We start from the raw sequence: 18,212 nt of genomic DNA on the forward strand, positions 1-18,212 counted from the left end.
AAATTGTTCAAAGAGTTTTATATTTACTCACGTTAATATATTAGCTTTTACTCTGTATAGAGCTACCTAGTGTGTAGGAATGTCTTGCCAGAAAAGGCTGAGAACTGCGATCTCTTTTTTAAGTAAAGTACGTAGTGAAAGTTTTTATTGGTTAAAAAAAAGTAGTCTAATAAATGCACAGATGCAAATGCAAAGTGCAATTAACAGGTTCAGAAGTCGCCCTTTTATAGAATTACTTGAACGAACGAACATCGTTACCGAAGGAGACATTTAACTTTTCAGTTGGTTACGTCAACAATGCGCACTGCAATGTCATTAACTTAAGGATTTAACACATACGTTTATAATTCATTGGGTACTTATTTGTCTTGTTTCTACGGTCTTGTCGAAAAAACTTACGGTTGGGTCGAATGACACTTAAATTCTTTGATATTTTGCTTATTAACAGTTCGTATAATTCAAGCCCAGCTAGCTTCATTGTGAACTGTACAACATTATCTTTGAGCTGATTTACTGCAAAGGTGAAATTGATTTTATATTCATAGAGCCTATTGTTTTTAGCTTTCTTTATTTTTTGTTTTGCATCATGTATTGCACAAGCGGCAAGGTTTTTAGTTAATAGCTTAGCGTGTAAGTCTTGTAAAACACCTTCAACAGAAACACTAGAATATTTTCAATATTAAGGCGACTTTTCAATACTTTGTAATCTTCTTCAACTCCCCAGCGTTGGTGATATAAATCAGCAAAAAGAGCAGTAGGATAAGCTTGTAGATCTGTTAATGACGAAACTAAAATCTCCGATTCACCTGATGGCAGATCAACTCGCACTAATCGTAAACGTAGTGATTCTGTCGATATTTTATCTTTTCTACATCGGCGAAGAGACTTCTCAGTACAAGGAAAGTCAACGACATCACTATATTTTCCACTTTCTAAGAAGGCTTTAACCACATTAGAGCTTTGAACAATGCGCATGCAGAAATCAACATTCTTTAGCCTATGGTACTTATAAAACCAAACGGCTGGATAACCTCTGTCGTAAACGACTAAATAGCCTGCTTGGGTTTTATTTAAATGCTTTAGTGCCATTTCACGCTCTCCTGTTGAATGGCTCTCGACCTGTAAATCTACCGTAATATTATTCTTAACATCATAAAGTTGAGAAAGACGAACGGCAGGCATAGCAGCATGTGAGCGAGCTTTACCAAAATGCTTAAGTAGTTCGTTAGAGGTTGGTAATTGTGTGACTGCCCCATCAACGGCTAACAGTCTGTGTCCTTGCCATTTATCGATGGTTGCAGCTTCATAGAATGCTTGAACTAAATCATCGTTTAACTCGATAAATGCCTGATGAGATAGTTTCATTCTTGCTTTACAAAAAGCAGCGGTGCTAACTGACGTTGTTGACAAATAGCTATCATCGATAAAATTGAAAAACCGAACAAGTTCAGCCTGAATTGAACTATTGAGAGCATTCAACATAAAACTCATTAAACGTGGAAAAGTAAGGGTGCGATTTCGAGTGAAATCGGTAGGTTTTTTACGATGCTTTTCTAAAAACTCAGTTGAATGAATTTCATTGGTTAATTTTCGTACTATTTGAATTACATACTGAACAGCGCATTGGTAATTTCTCTAAATTTTTAATTCATCGACAGATTATCAACTAGGTAACTTGTTGTAAATACGCAAAATAAGCTTAAGTTAATGGTAAGCGCTTAATAAACCGACGTACTTTCCAAGTATAAATATCCTTGTCATAATCTAACAGTTCACAGTAAGCGCTATTGAACGTGCGGGGGTAGCCAACTGGGTTTTGAATTTTTGAAATTCCATGGCAGGAGGTCTTCGATCTTTTCAACCGTGTCAGCATAGGGTAACGCCTTGAACACGGCATTGAGATAAGCGTAAGGTTCAAGCTCATGAATTTTGGCTGACTCAATCAGGCTATAATGGATTGCACTGGCATTAGCGCCTGCTGGGGTATCGGCAAATAACCAGGCGCGCCTACCAACAGCAAAGGGACGAATGGCATTTTCAGCCAGAATATTGCTGAGCCTCAGCCGACCATCCGTACTGTAAACCATTAGCTTTTCCCACTGATTATGTAAATAGGTCATCGCCTTGCCCGTCAATCCTCCTTTGTCGACTCTGGGGCGATTGAGCTCCAGCCATGTTTTCAGCTCGCTGAGTATGGGCACACTTCTTTGTTGCCTGGCCTGATAAATTTCATCCGCGCTTAGCAATTTGATTTGACGCTCTACCACGTACAACTTATTGATAAGGCTCAGTGCCATATCCGCTTTGGTTACCTTGCCTTTCATTGCCCTGGGTTGCCCATCTTTGGCTTCACGGAATTTTCGTCGTGCATGATCCCAGCAACCCACCGAGATTAACTGATTTTGTCTGCATACCTCGTTATAACTGGCACAGCCATCGGTTTGCAGGTAGCCATGGGTAAACCCATCAAGCAGGCGCAAGGGTACCTCCCTGCCACGGGAGGGATCGTATTCAAACAAGACACTTCGTTGCTGCGGTAACCCGCCCAGGGTTACCCACATCCATTTATGTGAAGTGGGCGAACGATCTGGCTCTTTCAATACTTGAATGCGGGTTTCATCCGCACAAATCAGTGGGCCCGAATGTTGATGCTCCCTGAGTAGGTTAATTAAAGGTTGGGCTTGTTTCGACAGGGCAATCACCCAGTTGGCCAGTGTGGCCCTTGATATTTCACCGCCATAACGTTTGATGATGTTTTCAAGTCGATAAAGCGGCATGCCATCGGCGTATTTTGAAATAATGATATAGGTCATCAGGTTGACGCTCCCCATGGCCTTGGGGACAGGATGTTTGATAAGCTGGGCGGCTTTCACCGTGCGGCCATCATCTTGTGTTTTGAAGGTCGCTTTTTCCTGCATGTATTCCAATACACGTACCTGAGCGGGAATGATATCCAGCTCTTCCCTGACTTTGACAAAGAAGGTGTCAATGGCACCCACTTTTTCTTCATCACTCAAATAAGCGAACACCTGAAGGCGGGGCAATTTGTCGGACAGTGGCTTGCGACCGGTTTTGGCCTTTGGCTCGTTGCCTGTAGGTAAAGGTGAGTCGACAGGCTCAGGCTCAGCCACCGCTTCTACTTCATTAAACAGGTGACCTTGCTGTGGTGGTGTTTGCTCAGAGCTGGCGCCAAAACGTTTTGAGTTGGCCAACCGCAAGTACTCTTCAAGCATCGCTATTCGTTTCTTTTGCTCGGCAATGACATCCGTTTTCTGTTCGATGACATCGTCTTTTTCAGACAGCAATGCGGTCATCTGGCTCATCGCATCCAGATGTAATTTTGCTTTATTTTCAGTGTCTTGCGGCGCTAATTTCATGCCGTAAAGTATACCAAATTAGCGCATTGATTACCTTAAAAAACGGCCTCATAATGCAACTTTTTATGACCTTTCATGGCACTGATATCATAGCCATCAAGCAGCCAATTAATTTGCTGCCCGGTCAGTGTTATCACCTTATCATCACGCTTTGGCCACTTGAACTTTTCCTCTGACAGGCTTTTGTAATACAACACAAAACCATTATCTTCCCAGAACAGACACTTGATTTTATTACGCCGTTTATTGGTGAATGCATAAAGGTGACCGGCAAAGGGGTCGTGCCCCAACTCACATTCAATGATGGCAGATAATCCCAAGTGTGCCTTGCGAAAATCAATCGGCTGTTGGTAAAGAAAAACCTGAGTGAGCTCCACACCTGGACGCATCACTTTGCTCACGACAACAACTCGGCTAATTGTTTAACCACTGACACGTTACTTGCCGTGATACCTATCAGACGAACACCATTGGTAAAGTGCAATGAGAGTGGATCATGATGTTGCGGCTCAGGTAATCGCTGCACACTGACAAAACCGGAGGGTTTGTGGTTAATGGGTACCAGTGCGGTTGAGTATTTGCGTTTGTGGTAGCTGAAGTTGTGTGGACACAGGTCGTGATCTCGACAATAGGCAGCTTGGGTTAAACCTGAGTCACGCCACTGAGTCACATGCTCACGCCACAGCGGAGCTTCCTGCTTTAAATTTGATGTTGCGGTCACTTTGTTTTCCTCATACGTTTGTAATGAGGAAATTATGCAGCAGATTGCCCGTCGGAATAAGGACGTAGGTTTATTAAGCGCTTACAGTTAATGACATTGATGCGCACTGAACGGTCATCCCAATGCAACTTCGTGACAGGCGGCAAATGGCACATTTGCGACGGACAGCGAATGGCTCCAGTGAGCGATCAACGGACATTAGGGATATTCGGTTTTTGATTGTGCTATCGCTCAAAAATGGACATTAACCCATCAATCAGCAGACGCGTTAGCGGTCGGTAGGATCGATTTGTTAGCTTTATAGTGCAATATTTTGGTTTGAACGCCTATATATTCATATGCGGCAGCAGCTTTCATTACCAAGTCCTCATCTCTACACAAAAATAAATGACAATATGACGCGATGCCAGCGTGCGTCATGTCACTAAAAGATGCCCTGAATCGTCGTTCTTTTTTCATTTTCGAGTCACGATAGTACCCTAGAAAATTCAACTGGTGATAGACGGCATTTACCTTCTCTTGAGTAGTTCTCTCTCTATCAGCGTCTTCTTCAAAGCTATGTGGTTTAACCCCAAAAAAGGCTTCTATTTCCATTTTTGAGAAATTAGGAACTTCGGAGAGCACCCGCCATATTTTTTCAACTACATTTGGTGGAGTGATATTTTTTAGAACGATTGGCCCGATCCTTGTCACCGTTTCGAATTCAGAAACTAGTGAATCATCTTTTTCATCCAGCTCCTTAGCCATTTCTGATGATTGACTACTCATCAATTCAGGCATGCCTTCTATAGCTTTTTGGAGGTTTTCAATATCGATAGCATTAACTAGTGGAAGTTCTTCGATACCATCTAGAGCTTTTTTCATTAGCTCTTGTAAATCAACTGCTCCTTGTTGAAATATTTCTGCGTAGGAACTATCCGGTGCCCTGTTTGTTTAAATTTATGATCAAGACGTGACTCAATGTACTTAGCTTCGATTTCTTCAAGCAATTCAAGAAACTTATTTTCATAACCCTTTGAGCGTTCAATTTCTTTTAAGGACTCATTAGAATAGACAGCTGTAAGATTGTGGTTTCTCAATAACTCTTTGACTTCATGTGGATCACCTTTAGTCATCAAATCTAATATATTGTGGTCTAGATACGCCAATATATGATTGTTTTCCATAGTTTCCTCTTAATGTTAACGCCCGCAGCACGGTCAAAATTGGAGCGCAGCGTACATTTTGTCCCAGTGCCTGCGCGTTAGGCAATTAGGCACTCGCTAATTTTACACGCAAAGTAATATTCCTTTGATCTAGCAATCGTTTCTTTATTAACCTCCACCAATTGCTGTCTGTTAATTTTTTGATCGCGTTCTCCAGCCCAAAAGGCCAGTTTCCGAGAAATGGGGATAAAAGCAAGGTCACCGCAACCATCAGCAACCAGAAATTCACCATCTAAAGCCTCGATTAATCTCCATTTAAAATGACTGCAAGTATGCCAATCACGTTCAAGGCTAATTTGTATTTGAACGACAGATGAAGATCTAGAAGCTACAACTCCACCATCTCTGACAAAACTGCTATTTTTACTTTCTAGTATTTCTTCCTGATCCTTGGTTAAACCTGATCCAGAAACACCGTTTAGAACAATATCGTCTAGATTACTGAGATGATAATCATGCCTAAAACGCCACAATAGACAATATTTTGAAATTGTTTGATGATTTCTTTCCGAGAAGCTCTTGATATTATCAATCTCTTCATGAAAGGAATTCTCTATTGGAACCATATACCCAGTTTCAGCTCGTTGATCCCAAGTGCGTTTGGTGCAAAATATTTTCGCTCGTTTATGCCTTTTGAAAATTTCACCTGAAGATAGCTCATTTACCTCTACTTTCTTGTCAGAATCATAAAACAGCGAAATAGCATGAGCCGTATGAAAATGTTGCTCTATGGTTAGCTGATGGGGATTCTTTTTAATGGTAGGTTCGTATGACATTACTCTCCCTCTGCCTACAGTGTATTGTGTAGACGTCTCAGTAACAACCCAAGCACTACACAAATTGAATTATAGTAATTTCCACACAAACAATGAGTTACAAAGATTTTTGTGCACATTTATTACCATGTGACATGGATATTACTGAGACTTCTTAGTAGTATCCTCAATTTACCTTATGTATTACGGAAACATCTATTTGTCTATTAAATGACGGCTTTGTGGTTTAAATGGTTGAATAACGCATCTACCGCAATGTCCGCAACTGGCACAGGCTGTGTAAAAACTCCAATTTATGTATTTTCGTCTTTAACTTTGACTTAAAAACCTTCTCTACAATGAATATTGATGGTGATTTGCGGTTAATCCTTTGTTTCATTGACACAGCAACGCATTGTCAACGGCGGAAAATTAGTTTTTACACAGTCTGGGCACTCAGGCGACAGACGGCAAAGAGCGAAAACCTGTCATAGGATTAATTAGCTGTGAAGATCGCCTATACTGAGGAAGCAGATGGTGACATCTTCCCGTCTATTCTCCGTCATTCCCGCGAAGGCGGTAACCTCCAAACCAACTGGCTAATCTAAAAGAATCGTCCTTTTCAACATGGCAATTTTTGCATATATTTATTAAACGATTGAAAAGAAATTCAACTATGAAACGGCCCTGCATATACATTCTCACTAATGATAACAACAGCACGCTATACATCGGGGTAACAAGTCATTTAGTGCAGCGTATTTATCTACATAAAAACAAACAAGTTAAGGGCTTTAGCTCAAAATACAACTTGAATAAACGAGTCTATTTTGAGCAACTTGAAGATATGGATAGCGCAATACGTCGAGAGACAAGGCTCAAGAAATGGAACCGAGAATCGATTGAGCTTACTGGGGCTATTTGGGGGTTCCCGCCTTCGCGGGAATGACGTGTAATAGCTTGTAAATCCTCATCATCCGCTATCTGCTATAACCGCTAAGTCGGCCAGCGAGCCATGACTGTCGGGTATTGGCACTGAAGCGACGGACGGCTTGAGCGATCACCGGACATTCAGCCCCAGTTATTCCAACCATTGAATATCAATTGGTGATCCAAAAGATACTCAGTCACCTGAATACAAAAAATGACGACATCGTCGAAATATTGCCTCCACAAAGTAGAGCGCCGCCTCAGATAAGTCTGTTTGAATAAAAGCAGTTCATCATCATAAACAAAAGCAATATTCAAAACGGGTTTGCACAACAGTGGGAGGCGCTTGTTTTGAATTCTGAATTAAGTGGAAATAGTTGCTTAGTACACGAAAAATAGCCGACTTTCACTCCCTTAAGAATATAAAATAGATGTCAATATGGAAAATATAAGGCATCAAGTATTTTAATTATAGGAAAAATGACGTTTTATTTTACCTATACTCTCGTCACCATGACCTGATCCTTGCGTCTGGTGATAGCTTGGTACGCGGGCTCATATTAACATTAACCAGAAATCCAAAATGATTTGTCAAGCATCAAACGGGCTGGATTCAAGGTGCAGCGCGCAATCCGCGGTGTATTAAATTGAGATTTTACCCTTGAGGAGTTCTCAACGGCCTTGATTAATTTGGTGCAATGGGTGGACTCTGGGTAACCCCTGTCCATAGCGAGGTGTTTTTGGAGGTTCGGATGCAACCAAGCCCGCAAGGTTATCAAGACATACGTTCATTCGCTGTTTTTATTCAACGGTGAGTTACCAGAAATTTGCTGACAAGCAGACACAATTAGGGTCGAAAATAGACTCAATATTCAATGCAAATCAACATAAATGCGTTTCAACGCTAACAAGTGTTCCGGTGAGATATAGAAAGATTTTCGTCCGGAGCGTTTTTTTCCAAACGGTTGCCCTCAGGCTTGGATTACATTTAATGTGAGTCAATTTGTGAGTCAATTCGATCAATGCGGTCACGTTGCTCTTCGATCAGTTCTAGTCTATATACATTATGTTCTCCTTGATGGAGACACAATAATAAATAATCCAATACCTAAATTAAGGAAAATTACTATGTTTAAGCGAGTTGCGACATCTATCGCCTGCTCAGTGCTTGTGCTTTGTGGTATTCAGTCAGCAGTAGCCTCTGCGGCTGGCCCCCAAGCCAATCAATCAAGCGCGGCAGTCGGAAAACAAGTACAAAAAGGCGAATACAATTCATATATTGTCGTGATGGAACTTGATCCGGCGATAGCCTATAAAGGCGATATCAAAAAATATCCAGCTACCAAGCCTGGCAAGGGAAAGAAAATCAATCCCAACAGCGCGCATGTTAAGAAGTATGCGCAGTTCCTGAACAAGTCGCACGACGATACCCTCACTGCAGCGGGACTTAGTGTGGGTGCCAAACTGCATGATTATACCATTGCACTGAATGGCTTCGCTGCACAGATGACGCATGCGCAGGCTAAAAAGATAGCCGGCATGAAAGGTATAAGACGAGTAGTTCCCGACGTTCTGCGTCAAAAGACCACAGAAAATAGCCCGACCTTTCTTACCCTGGATGGCCCCGCGGGGCCATGGGCGACGGGTTTTGATGGAGAGGGCGTTGTTGTCGGTGTGATTGACACTGGCATCTGGCCAGAACATCAGTCCTTCGCCGATGACGGCAGTTATGCATCGCCACCGGTACCAGCCCCGCCCTGTGAGTTCGGCAACATCGGACACAACCCGAATGATGCTGCGTTCACTTGCAACAACAAACTGGTCGGTGCCCGGCAAATGCTTACAACTTACCGCGCGCTAATTGGTGCAGCCCCCGATGAATTCGACTCAGCTCGAGACGACGACGGGCACGGCACTCACACCGCATCGACTGCGGCGGGCAATGCCGGAGTCGAAGCCAGTGTTTTGGGCACATCCCGTGGCATAGTCAGCGGTATCGCCCACAGATCTCACGTCATCGCTTACAAGGGCCTTGGCAATCTTGGCGGATTTGGCTCTGATCTCGCCGCTGCAATTGATCAGGCGGTAGCCGACGGTGTTGACGTTATCAATTACTCCGTAGGCGGTGGACCCAGCCTTACCGGGGCTGACGATATCGCCTACCTGTTTGCCGAAGATGCGGGCGTATTTGTGGCTACATCAGCTGGCAATAGCGGGCCAGGTGCAGGTACAGTAGGTGGTCCCGGATCGGTGCCGTGGCTAACCACTGTTGGCGCCAGTACTCAGGACCGCACCTTCCAGGGTTCCGCTGTATCCAGCGGTGGCTGGGAATTCTTTGGTGCCTCGATAACCGCTGGTACAGCCGAACTGTCTTTAGTTGATGCTGAAGATGCCGGGGACAACCTATGTAATCCCGGCGCGCTTGATCCCGCCCTGGTAGCTGGCAAGATCGTCTTGTGTGAGCGAGGCGCTATTGCGCGTGTAGCCAAGAGTGAAGCCGTGTCTCTCGCTGGTGGGGCAGGTATGATACTGTTCAACTCCAACGATGGACAATCGGAAGTTACTGATACCCACTGGGTTCCGTCGGTACACATCAACAATACCAATGGCCTCGTTATCAAGGCTTATATAGACAGCGAAGGAGCCGCCGCGGTGGCCAGCATCAACGGTGGTGTATCAACCCCCATCGATGCCCCATCAATGGCTTCTTTCTCATCGCGTGGATCTAACGTGGTGGCTGAAGATATCATCAAGCCGGACGTAACCGGGCCGGGTGTAAACATCCTTGCCGGCAATACGCCGTTCCCGGATCCTGGCAGTGTCCCAGGAGAACTGTTCCAGTCTATTTCCGGAACATCCATGTCCAGCCCCCACGTGGCCGGTGTATTCGCTCTGCTCAAGCAGGCGCATCCCGACTGGACACCGGCAATGGCAAAATCCGCGCTCATGACCACCTCCTACCAGGCTGTCAAGAAGGAAGACGGCAGCTCAGCGGCTGATCCCTTCGACATGGGTGCTGGCCATATCAATCCCGGAGGTAAGGCCAAAAAGGGCTCGGTATTCGAACCAGGACTGGTTTACAACACGGACTTCTTTGGCTACCTCGGCTTTCTGTGTGATGCAGAACCGTCTGCCCTGTCGCCTTCCACCTGCCCGTATCTTGACTCGATAGGCGTGCCCACAGACGCCAGCGACCTGAATATCGCATCAATCGGTGTAGCAGAACTACCGGGCAGCCAGACCGTAACCCGAACCGTGACCAGTGTTGCCAGTGAGAACGGCTGGCGCACCTATCACGTCGAGGTTGATGAGCCTCCAGGATACAACGTCAGTGTGTCACCCTCCAGTATTAAACTGAAGCGTGGTATGTCGGCCAGTTATGAGGTCACGATCACCAACGAGACCAGCCCGATTGGCGTGTGGGCTTTCGGCTCTCTTACTTGGGCTGTCCCATCGGATACATATAAGGTTTACAGCCCGATTGCCGTTCGTGGCGCGCTGTTCAATGCGCCGGTCTTAGTCGAGGGTTCCGGTGCAGTTGGTAGTGCAAGCTTCGATATGCAATTCGGCTACACGGGAAGCTATATGGCAGCACCTCATGGTCTTGTTGCAAATAGTCCTACTTTAGGCGACATCGGCCAGGATCCTGATCAGGCCTATCCAAGTGGCGATGATAGTCCCACCGGCGTGCATAAGATCGCGTTCCCGGTCACAGGAACTGCATTCGTTCGATGGGAGATGGTAATCCCGGGGGATGATGACATCGACCTGTTCCTGGAGAATTCTGCCGGGACGATCATTTCCGCCAGCACGAATGGTGGTACAGATGAGTCGATCGAACTAACCCTGCCTGCTGATGATACTTACACCATGGTCGTCCATGGATGGTCCGTACCCAACGCGCCGCTGGCATACAGCTTGAACTTCTGGAATGTCCCCATGACATCGGGAGGCAGTCTGATAGTAGATGCAGCGCCGACCTCAGCGACTGTCGGAAATACGGAGACCATTGAAGTCAGTTGGTCTGGACTCGCCTCAGGAAAACATCTCGGTGCAGTGTCACACACCGGTGATTCGGGTTTGATAGGCCTTACCCTGATCGAGGTAGACAACTAATTCTTCAAGGATATTAAACTTTTGAAGGGCTCCCGAGGGAGCCTTTTTTTTATCCTCAGGTGTCACCAAACGGTTCCGGACCTACCCCTTTGTGAGGCGTTATCGGTCTGGCACAATAAAATGGGCCCCGGCCACCACCGCTGTGGTAGTAATAAGACTTGCCGACAACTTCAAACCTTATCTGTGATCCGTTCACCAGCACCTGTTTGTAGCGCATACCCGGCTGCGGACAACCGAGGCTGCCGTCGCGCCAGGTGATCTCACGTATCTCTGTCAGTGTTATTTCTGACGGCAGCACGTTGAGCCGCTTCGCCAGATCGGCTTGCGCCAGTTGCACCAGTGTTGATGATGCGGGATGACTTTCCTGAGACGGCATAATCACCTTATCCCCCTTTAGTTCCACCTCCACTCCGGAGTGGCAGGCGCAATTAGCCAGTATCAGGAACAGCACACCCATGCGGCTAGTTTCTTTACCTAGCCTTCGTAGTGCTGAAACAGAAAATCGGCTAGAAGCTTTGATACTGACCACCGCGTCCCCCCCCTTCAAATTAATCTTCGATGTATAAGAAGAATAAACCGCATACCTGATCTATTCAACAGGGTCCGATTTTGTTGGGGCAAGTCAATGGACGAGAAAGTTAAAGTGTAAATACCTTTTGTCCTTGTTGTGGTTTCTTCGCAATGCAATAACTCAGTGCCACCTCAAAATAAGACCATAGTCTTAGACCCTCAAAGTTATAGATTAGCTATGCTAAAGTAATATCCAAGATGAAAAAGAAACTGTGAACCGAATTGGAATGAAGCATGGCAATGGGTTGGGTAGCGTTAGCACTAGTGTATTTAGGTGGGCTCTTTTGGCTTGGAAGGTGGGGTGATAGCGATTCCCCATTAGCCAAAAAATTAACATCTCATCCTGCGATCTATTCGCTTGCGCTTGCAATTTATTGTACAGCTTGGACTTACTTTGGGTCTGTTGGCGAGGCGAGTCGCAATAACTGGCAATATTTACCTATTTTGCTTGGCCCTATGCTGGTGTACGTGTTTGGCTTTCGCTTTATCCAAAAGCTCACCTTCGTTAGCAAAAAGCAACACATCACCACCATCGCTGATTTTATTTCGTCCCGCTATGGCAAACGTCAGACTGTGGCGTTATTGGTAACCATCATTGCGCTTCTCGCAACTATTCCCTATGTCGCGTTACAACTAAAAGCAATCGGTTCAGCATTTCAGTTGGTATCTGAACAGCAAGACAGTGAGTTGATTGTGCTAATTGCAACAATTTTCATTGCTTTGTTTTCTATTTATTTTGGTACACAAAAAACAGATGTCACTGAATACCGCAGGGGCTTGATGCTCGCAATTGCTTTCGAGTCCAGCGTCAAACTCATCGCATTGTTAGTGATTGCTATAGTCGCATTTTTCATGTGGTATCCAAACAGCACAACACCACTTTTACAGTCATTTAGCACACCTGAAGCCTTAAGCACCTTTGAATCGTTTCCTTTCATCGCACAGACCATTATGGCTGGAGCCGCTGTTATTTGTTTGCCTAGGCAATTTCATGTGGCCGTTGTTGATAATTTAAGTATGGAACATCTGAAAACTGCGCGATGGCTGTTTCCTTTGTATCTTGGACTCATTGCAATGACCATTCCGGTGATTGCAATAGCAGGGCAAACACTCTTGGCGAGCACATCAGCTGAACCGGATACTTATGTACTTGAGCTGGCGTTAATTTCAGGGTCTGGGTTTGTGCAAGTATTGGTCTTTGTAGGTGGCCTTTCTGCTGCTACGGCTATGATAATAGTCGCGACACTCACCTTAAGCACTATGTTGACCAATGACGTCATTTTGCCAAAGCTGCTATCAAAACACAGTACAAATTATCGACAACATAACGTCAGTAAAGTCATTCTGGTGACTCGTCGCTTCGTCATTGCCGGATTATTATTGTTGGCATATTTGTATCATCAGCAGATGGGTAATAGCCATTCACTAGCATCAATTGGTCTTATTGCCTTTTCGCTGGTCATTCAGTTGCTACCGTCTATTATCGGTGGTTTGTACTGGAAAAAAGGACATGCCCATGGTGTTTATGGGGGGTTGATAAGCGGAATTGTAGTGTGGATATTGTGGCTCCTGTTACCCTTTTTTGAAGGGACCAATAATGCGCAGTTAAATAATGACAATATCTCTTTTATCGCCATTATTAGTTTGCTCACTAATTTTGTTGCATATGTGTTGTTCTCATATATCGCTACAGAGCGACTTATTGACCGTATTCAGGCTCAAGCTTTTGTTGCTCCTCGGGAAAATTTGGATAATCAACCTAAGAAACCTTCGACCTCAGTAACGACCGGCGATCTAATAACCTTACTCTCGACTTTTCTGGGCGAGACACGTTGCCAGAGGTTGGTTGAAGACTTTCAACTTCACAACGATATTTCTGTTCATGCAGATACTGCACCTCCTGCTCATTTTGTTATATTTTGCGAACGAGCGTTAGGAGGGGTTCTCGGAGGCTCTAGCGCTAGAGCCCTTATTGATAGTGTATTGAGTGGCAAAAAACTCGGGTTTGAAGAAGTCATTAATTTTTTCGATGACTCCACCCAAGCAATAAAATTTAATACTGGCGCTTTGTTTACTTCAATTGAAAGTCTCGATCAAGGTATTAGTGTCATCGATAAAAACCTGAATCTGGTGGCGTGGAACAAACGTTACTTGGAACTATTTAACTATCCCCAGGATATGGTTTTAGTTGGGACACCAGTTGAAAAGCTAGTTCGTTACAATGCATCTCGTGGTGATTGTGGGTTAGGTGATATTGATGCTCTAGTCAAAAAACGGTTGGGTCACCTAAGACGCGGACATGCTCATAAATTCGTGCGACAGCGAAGTGATGGAAAGATGATTGAAATGGTTGGAAACCCTCTGCCTGGCGGCGGTTTTGTGACCAGCTTTAGTGATATTACATCCCATATTGAGTTACAAATGGCGCTCAAGGAAGCCAATATTGACCTGAAAAACAGAGTCAAAATTCGCGGGGAAGAAGTTCAGGCTATCAATGCTGAATTACACAATGAAATTGCCCGTCGGGTAGATTTGGAGCGGGAACTGATTGATGCTCGTCAAATTGCCGAAAAAGCCAATGCAAATAAGACTCGATTTCTGGCGTTAGCTAGCCACGATATATTGCAACCTTTAAACGCGGCCAAACTTTATCTATCGGCCCTAGATGAAGTCACAATGAAAAGCGAAGTCCGAACAATAATTAATAAACTTGGAGAAAGTTTATCTTCAAGTGAGGTGCTTATCGCAACTTTATTGGACATAGCACGATTAGATCAGGGTGAATTAAAACCTGTTAAAGCGATGTATTCGATTGTCAAAATACTGTCTCCGCTAATAGATGAGTTTTCAATGCAGGCACAAAATAAAGGCCTGAAGTTCAGCACCAGGATTGCAGATGTCTGGGTTGAAACTGACAAAACTTATCTTTACCGAATTGTTCAAAACCTTTTATCCAATGCAATTAAATACACCAATTCGGGGCGAATTCTGTTAACCGTCAGAACCCGAAGAAATACGGTGCTGGTCCAAGTCTGGGATACCGGAGTTGGTATTTCTACCAATGAGCAAAAGCATATTTTTGGTGATTTTTATCGTGTCGACGGAAGCAAAGAACGCGGTGCGGGTTTGGGATTAGGTGTAGTATCGCGGTTGTCAAAGAAACTCGATACACCTTTAACGATAACTTCAAACCTTCGAAAAGGTAGTTGTTTTAGTCTTACACTCCCAATGTGCCAAGCCGTTGCTCAGAGTCCAGAACCACTCGCCAAAAGTTTCACAGGGCTTGCTGGCCTTGAGGTTTTATGTGTGGACGACAAGATTGAAAATCTCGACGCAATGCAGACCTTACTCGGGAAATGGCAAGTGATATGTGTGCAGGCACATAATGTTGCTGAAGCGCGGCGAAAAGCAGAGAGACATCAACCTGATGTGTTATTGATTGACTATCATCTTGGCAACGGGATCAACGGTCTGGAATTAATTCAGAAGCTTAGAAGTGACGCCGGAACAGAAATACCAGCGGCTTTGGTCACAGCTAATCAAGATGAAGAGGTAAAAAAGCAGTGCGCTGCATCAACGATTGGCTATTTGAGTAAACCAGTGAGGCCCGCTAAACTAAGAGCGCTATTGCTGAGCCTCAAGAATAAAAAGAAGTGATCAGGAAAACTGGACTCTAGGTGGCGGCTCTAACTGTAGCTGGGAAGCTATAAGTACGGCCTGAGTGCGATTGTTGATCCCTAACTTCTTAAACACGGCTGTGACATGTGCTTTTACCGTAGCAACTGCAATGTCCAGTTCGTAAGCTATTTGCTTGTTTAGCAAACCATCTCGCATAAAACACAGCACTTTATACTGGGCAGGAGTGAGACTAGAAACTGACTCAGCAAGTTTCACAAAAGCTTCATCAAAGTCGGTCACATCGGAAGGCATTTTTTCTGGCACCCACACCTCCCCTTCTAAGATGCTGGCAACTGCTTTTGCTACTTCACAAGCCTGGGTGGTTTTTGGAATAAATCCAAGGGCCCCTGTGTTCATCACTTTTGACACAATGCCAACATTTTCAATACCTGATACAACAGCAACAGGTATCTCTGGAAACAATTTTCGAATATGGATAAGACCAAATAAATCGGTGCTTCCAGGCATATGTAAATCAAAAAGCAAAAGGTCGACTTCGTTCTCATGCAGCGTCTTGACTGTTTCATTCAAGTCACTAGTTTCCAACAAATTCAAGTCGACTAGATTGAGCATTAATGCTCCCCTAAGCGCGTCGCGATACATGGGATGGTCATCAGCTAGCAATATTGTCAACATTGTATTTCCTCAATTAAAGCAAATCTAGTTTAACAACTCGTAGCTGATAGGCCAAGCAAATGTAAATTATTAGTTAACAGGCACTATTAGCTTATAAATACGCTTAGTTAACGACACTACATATTAAGCCTATTCTCTATCAGGCTATCCACAACAGCTGGGTCAGCCAGTGTTGATGTATCACCTAACTGCTGATATTCATTAGCTGCAATTTTGCGTAATATTCGGCGCATGATCTTACCCGAACGGGTTTTCGGCAACCCTGCAGTCCACTGAATTAAATCAGGTGTCGCGATAGGACTCAGTTCCTTTCGCACCCAAGAACGTACTTCTGCGGTAAGTTCGTCGCTTGGAGAAATACCTTCTACCGGTGTAACGTAAACATAAATAGCTTGGCCTTTGATATCGTGGGGATACCCCACTACTGCGGCTTCTGCAATTGACGGATGAGAAACGAGGGCACTTTCTATCTCAGCCGTGCCTAAACGGTGCCCTGAAACATTTAAGACATCATCGACTCTGCCAGTGATCCAGTAATAGCCATCCTCATCTCTTTTGGCTCCATCGCCCGTAAAATAGACATTATCGTAGGTGCTGAAATAAGTCTGAATAAAGCGTTCATGGTCTTTGTAAATGGTTCGTGCTTGTGCAGGCCAGCTGTCTTTTATGCCTAAATTGCCTTCTGCCGGACCATCAAGTTCAACCCCTTCGCTGTCGAACAATGCGGGCACAACACCAAATAAAGGTAACGAAGCAGACCCAGGTTTCAAATCGGTAACCCCAGGTAAGGGTGAAATCATCATGCCGCCGGTTTCCGTTTGCCACCAAGTATCAACTATCTGGCAACGACCCCGTCCAATGACATCATAATACCAGCCCCAAGCTTCTGGATTGATAGGTTCTCCAACCGAACCCAATAAACGTAATGATTTTCCGTGAGTATCGGATGCAGCAAAATCACCATGGGCCATCAAGGCGCGAATGGCTGTAGGAGCGGTATACAATATGCTGACCTGATGTTTATCTACCACTTGGCAAATCCGCCTGACATCTGGGTAGGTAGGCACACCTTCAAATAACAAGGTAGTAGCGCGATTGGCTAATGAACCATATACCATGTAGCTATGACCTGTGATCCAACCCACATCCGCAGCGCACCAATATACTTCTCCAGGTTGATAATCAAACACGTATTTATGAGTGATTGCGGTGTACAGAAGATAGCCACCTGTAGTGTGAACTACCCCTTTTGGTGTGCCTGTAGAGCCTGATGTATAAAGAATAAAGAGGGGATCTTCCGCGTTCATGACTTCTGGTTCACAGTTGCTACTGCAGTCACTCACCAGATCCTGCCACGAGCAGTCAATATCACCCATGTCCACATTCGCTTCTGTATGTTTCCACACTATAACTTGTTCAACACAAGGGCAGCGGTTATCCAATAGCGCCTCATCAACATTCGCTTTCAATGGGATGGGTTTTCCGGCTCTGAGCGCTTCATCAGCGGTGATGACTATTTTAGCACCGCAGTCATTTACACGATCGGCAATAGCATTGGGAGAAAAACCCGCAAAAATAATAGAATGTATCGCTCCCAGTCTTGCGCAAGCTAACATTGCATAAGCGGCTTGAGGGATCATCGGCATATAGATCGCCACTCGGTCACCCTTCTCGACCCCAAGTTTTTTCAAACCATTGGCAATTTTACATACTTCATCGTGCAGTTCTTGATAGGTGATATGGGCGCTATGTTCCCCACAATCACTTTCCCACACTATGGCGTTTTGATTAGCATGTTGTGCAAGATGCCTATCAATACAATTGTAAGAGACATTTAGCTCTCCATCTTCAAACCACTTTATTTGGGCATCTTGCTTATTGAATGAGGTGTTTTTAATTTTTTGAGGAAACTTAAACCAATCTAAGGCTTTCGCTTGCTCAGCCCAAAATATGTCGGGGAACTCCACCGATTGTTGATACATCTCTAGGTATTGCTCTTTACTCAGGTGAGCATGTTTTTTTGCCTGTTCAGACACAGGATATATTGCATCGGTCATATGTTATCTCCAGCGACATTTACTAGTGACTATAATCTACTCCCTACTATAAACAGTGGAATGAGACTTTGGTCTTATAGAGCATAAGTTTATATGCAATTTCATTATTTTGGTGCGAATTTTAGGCGATTTTAACACACTGATTGCTCGGTTTCGCTGCACACTTT

The 18,212-nt window shown here is 44.5% G+C and carries 13 protein-coding genes; 3 read left to right on the top strand and 10 right to left on the bottom strand.

Features of this window, described 5'->3' with window-relative positions; translation table 11 throughout:
* Positions 1 to 615: 615 nt before the first annotated feature.
* The 7 genes from CXF95_RS00305 to CXF95_RS00330 all read right to left on the bottom strand — a co-directional run bounded on the left by CXF95_RS00305 (position 616) and on the right by CXF95_RS00330 (position 6,079).
* Positions 616 to 1,605: an IS4 family transposase gene (locus CXF95_RS00305; protein ID WP_157828042.1), complete on the bottom strand. Its 990-nt coding sequence runs from the start codon at positions 1,603 to 1,605 to the stop codon at positions 616 to 618.
* A 179-nt stretch (positions 1,606 to 1,784) separates the two neighbouring features.
* Positions 1,785 to 3,377, bottom strand: a complete 1,593-nt coding sequence (locus CXF95_RS00310; protein WP_198556450.1) for an IS66 family transposase — start codon at positions 3,375 to 3,377, stop codon at positions 1,785 to 1,787.
* A gap of 35 nt (positions 3,378 to 3,412) precedes the next feature.
* On the bottom strand, positions 3,413 to 3,778 hold the full coding sequence (gene tnpB / locus CXF95_RS00315; RefSeq protein ID WP_101197177.1) for an IS66 family insertion sequence element accessory protein TnpB: 366 nt from the start codon (positions 3,776 to 3,778) through the stop codon (positions 3,413 to 3,415).
* The gene (locus CXF95_RS30210) at positions 3,775 to 4,098 is read right to left on the bottom strand and encodes a hypothetical protein (protein ID WP_232787551.1); all 324 of its coding nucleotides are present in this window, start codon (positions 4,096 to 4,098) and stop codon (positions 3,775 to 3,777) included. Before CXF95_RS30210 ends, tnpB begins: the two co-directional genes overlap by 4 nt.
* A gap of 252 nt (positions 4,099 to 4,350) precedes the next feature.
* Complete coding sequence (locus CXF95_RS00325) at positions 4,351 to 4,962, bottom strand: hypothetical protein (RefSeq protein ID WP_232787552.1); 612 nt, start codon at positions 4,960 to 4,962, stop codon at positions 4,351 to 4,353.
* The gene (locus CXF95_RS30215; RefSeq protein WP_232787553.1) at positions 4,962 to 5,264 is read right to left on the bottom strand and encodes a hypothetical protein; all 303 of its coding nucleotides are present in this window, start codon (positions 5,262 to 5,264) and stop codon (positions 4,962 to 4,964) included. Before CXF95_RS30215 ends, CXF95_RS00325 begins: the two co-directional genes overlap by 1 nt.
* A 77-nt stretch (positions 5,265 to 5,341) precedes the next feature.
* Positions 5,342 to 6,079 carry a hypothetical protein gene (locus tag CXF95_RS00330; protein ID WP_101196857.1) on the bottom strand — a complete coding sequence of 246 codons (738 nt, stop codon included), beginning with the start codon at positions 6,077 to 6,079 and terminating at the stop codon, positions 5,342 to 5,344.
* A 655-nt stretch (positions 6,080 to 6,734) separates the two neighbouring features.
* Between CXF95_RS00330 and CXF95_RS00335 the strand changes: the two genes are divergently transcribed.
* Positions 6,735 to 7,007: a GIY-YIG nuclease family protein gene (locus tag CXF95_RS00335; protein ID WP_101196858.1), complete on the top strand. Its 273-nt coding sequence runs from the start codon at positions 6,735 to 6,737 to the stop codon at positions 7,005 to 7,007.
* A 1,109-nt stretch (positions 7,008 to 8,116) separates the two neighbouring features.
* Positions 8,117 to 11,104, top strand: coding sequence for a S8 family peptidase (locus tag CXF95_RS00340; protein WP_101196859.1), 2,988 nt, complete (start codon positions 8,117 to 8,119; stop codon positions 11,102 to 11,104).
* Between the two features lie 55 nt (positions 11,105 to 11,159).
* Here the strand turns inward: CXF95_RS00340 and CXF95_RS00345 are convergent, their stop codons facing one another.
* Positions 11,160 to 11,561, bottom strand: coding sequence for a hypothetical protein (locus CXF95_RS00345; protein ID WP_101196860.1), 402 nt, complete (start codon positions 11,559 to 11,561; stop codon positions 11,160 to 11,162).
* Between the two features lie 347 nt (positions 11,562 to 11,908).
* On the opposite strand from CXF95_RS00345, the gene CXF95_RS00350 reads away from it, so the two are divergent.
* Positions 11,909 to 15,331 (top strand): PAS-domain containing protein, encoded by a 3,423-nt coding sequence (locus CXF95_RS00350; RefSeq protein WP_101196861.1) that lies wholly within the window; start codon positions 11,909 to 11,911, stop codon positions 15,329 to 15,331.
* On the opposite strand, the gene CXF95_RS00355 is transcribed toward CXF95_RS00350, so the two are convergent.
* Together CXF95_RS00355 and acs are read right to left on the bottom strand one after the other, a co-directional pair.
* Positions 15,332 to 15,988, bottom strand: coding sequence for a response regulator transcription factor (locus tag CXF95_RS00355; protein ID WP_101196862.1), 657 nt, complete (start codon positions 15,986 to 15,988; stop codon positions 15,332 to 15,334).
* A gap of 116 nt (positions 15,989 to 16,104) precedes the next feature.
* Entirely contained in the window at positions 16,105 to 18,045 is a 1,941-nt protein-coding gene (gene acs / locus CXF95_RS00360) for an acetate--CoA ligase (RefSeq protein ID WP_101196863.1), read from the bottom strand.
* Between the last annotated feature and the right edge of the window lie 167 nt (positions 18,046 to 18,212).

This window comes from Paraglaciecola sp. MB-3u-78 (assembly GCF_002835935.1).
Classification (GTDB): Bacteria; Pseudomonadota; Gammaproteobacteria; order Enterobacterales; family Alteromonadaceae; genus Paraglaciecola.